The organism is Chitinophaga sp., assembly GCF_035564935.1.
Lineage (GTDB): Bacteria > Bacteroidota > Bacteroidia > Chitinophagales > Chitinophagaceae > Chitinophaga.
In genome coordinates, this window is sequence record NZ_DATMTE010000333.1 from 1 (window position 1) to 2,182 (window position 2,182).

General features: G+C 42.3%; 3 protein-coding genes. All 3 read right to left on the reverse strand.

Features of this window, described 5'->3' with window-relative positions:
* The coding region (locus VN105_RS08880; protein WP_325639976.1) for a deoxyribodipyrimidine photo-lyase at positions 1-590 on the reverse strand (590 nt) is incomplete at its 3' end.
* 15 nt (positions 591-605) lie between these two features.
* The gene (locus tag VN105_RS08885) at positions 606-1,445 is read right to left on the reverse strand and encodes an aminotransferase class IV (protein ID WP_325639978.1); all 840 of its coding nucleotides are present in this window, start codon (positions 1,443-1,445) and stop codon (positions 606-608) included.
* Between the two features lie 131 nt (positions 1,446-1,576).
* Complete coding sequence (locus tag VN105_RS08890; protein WP_325639980.1) at positions 1,577-2,041, reverse strand: DUF5723 family protein; 465 nt, start codon at positions 2,039-2,041, stop codon at positions 1,577-1,579.
* Between the last annotated feature and the right edge of the window lie 141 nt (positions 2,042-2,182).

Consider the following 2,182-nt stretch of genomic DNA (forward strand, 5'->3'; position numbering starts at 1 on the left):
GCGGCAAATCCCATTTCCCTGAGGGAAGGAATTTTTATTACCTGTTGTTTAAAGAGATGCTGATAATATTTTTTACAGGGATATTGTTTGAGATGAAAAAAGGTAAGGGTATCATACCATTTCCTGCTGTAAGGCGTGAATATCGTATATGGATCACCGTTATCTTTTAACACTTCGTCCTTTTCCAGTATCACCTGGTCTTTATAACTGTGGAACGATATTCCTTTTTTACTGAGTTGCTTTGCTACTGCGGCGTCCCTGATTTTTGCGTAAGGTTCATAATCATGATTGGTATATACACCGGCTACATTGTATTTATGGGTCCAGTGTTCGAAAGCGGCTTCCGGCGTGCCATAGAACACATCTATCGATGAACCTTGCTCTTCCAGTTGTGCCTGCATTTCTTCCAGCACTTCATGAATAAAGGTAACCCGCCGGTCTTTTTTATCATCCAGGTCGTTGAGAATGTTGGTATCAAAAACAAACACCGGCACAACCGGGTTACCCGGGCGTAGCGCATAATAGAAAGCTGCCTGGTCGTCCAGCCGCAGATCACGGCGAAACCAGCATAAACTGATTTTCTGTTCCATCCTGGTGATTATTTTTTACAGTATGCCTTCATGCAATACTTCATGTAAGATAGCGGCAGTGGCGTTTCCGTAGCTGCTGTCGCGGAAAAGGCCTACCCAGCGGATGCCATAGATGGCATTGGTTAAAAATATTTCGTCCGCATTTTCGAGGTCTTCTATATTGAGGGGTTTCTCTTCTACTTTGAATGGCAGTTCCGTTTTCAATAGATATTTTCGCATTACGCCGCACACGCCTCCTTCCGATAATGGCGGCGTATACAGTACTTTATTCCGTACTACAAATACATTGGCAATGGTACTGTCGGCCACCCTTCCGTATGGATTAAGTAAAATAGCTTCGTTTAGCCGGTGCTGCTTGGCATACATTGCCGCCATTACATACGGCAGGCAGTTGTTTGACTTAATAGCAGAGAGTTTATCGCAGCTCTTTTTTACATCGGGAAAAATATCCGTTACCAGGCCGTTATTGTTTAACTCCAATACGGTTCTGCTTAATTCCCAGCATTGGATAATGTAATTGGGCAGGTTATTAACAGGATCATACAAACCGCCATCAGAGCGGAATATAGCGAGGCGCACACGGGCCAGTTGTGATACATTGTTTTGGCTGCAGAGCTCCAGTATCTGCTTAACGAAATATGCTTTTGTAAAATGAACCGGGATATCAAAGTGCAGCAGGTGTAAGCTGGCAAGCAGCCGTTCAAAGTGCAGGTCTGCCAGCAATACTCGTCCCTGGTATACTTTCAGGGTTTCAAAAAAGCCATCCCCGTATCTGAAAGATCGATTATCTGCCGTAAAAATCGGGTCAGCTGCAGGAATATATTTACCGTTATAACAAAGAAATCCAACTTGCACCTCGAACTATTTTAGCAAGTTGAAAGGTAGCAATTATTTAGGGATTTTTAAGTGTAGAGATTTAGATGTTTTGTTTCAGGGAAGTATGTATTCCAAAAACAAAACATCTAAATCCATCTAAAAATTAAATGTTATTTACTTTTCTGTAATCCGCCAAAACGTATACCTACAAAGCCATCCAGCTGATGAGAAGAACCCAGTAATGCACTGATTACGCTGCCGGAGCCAAGGAATAACGGCCCTATACGAAAGCTGGCGCCTGCATTCAGCTTAGATAACTGGTTGTAGCTGATTGGCAGGAAACATCCGAAAATACGGCCATCGTAACGTGGCGTTATACTAAAGCCGCTGTAATACTGCGTATTGTAAGGCTTTTTATCACCGTTCGCCAGGGCCAGCTGTACATTTGCATTTACATAAAAAGCATGACGGATGTGATAATCACCATCCAGTTGTAAAGTAGTTGGCAGGCTCACCGAATAATTTGCACTGTTATTATCTGCTGCGGGTGTAAAATATTGCGGGTACTTACCTAACTCAGTTTTGTAATTATCCAGTTTTACATCCCGCAGGTTTTGTTGTTGACTGGCAGGGATACCAACCGTAAATGTACCACTGCGTCTACGCTTATCCGCATATTGCTGTTGGACGCAATGTTATCTAAGTTAACAATTTAAGTATGCAAAATATAAATATTAAAATTAAACACATAGTATTAAAACGACGATTTCCCGGGA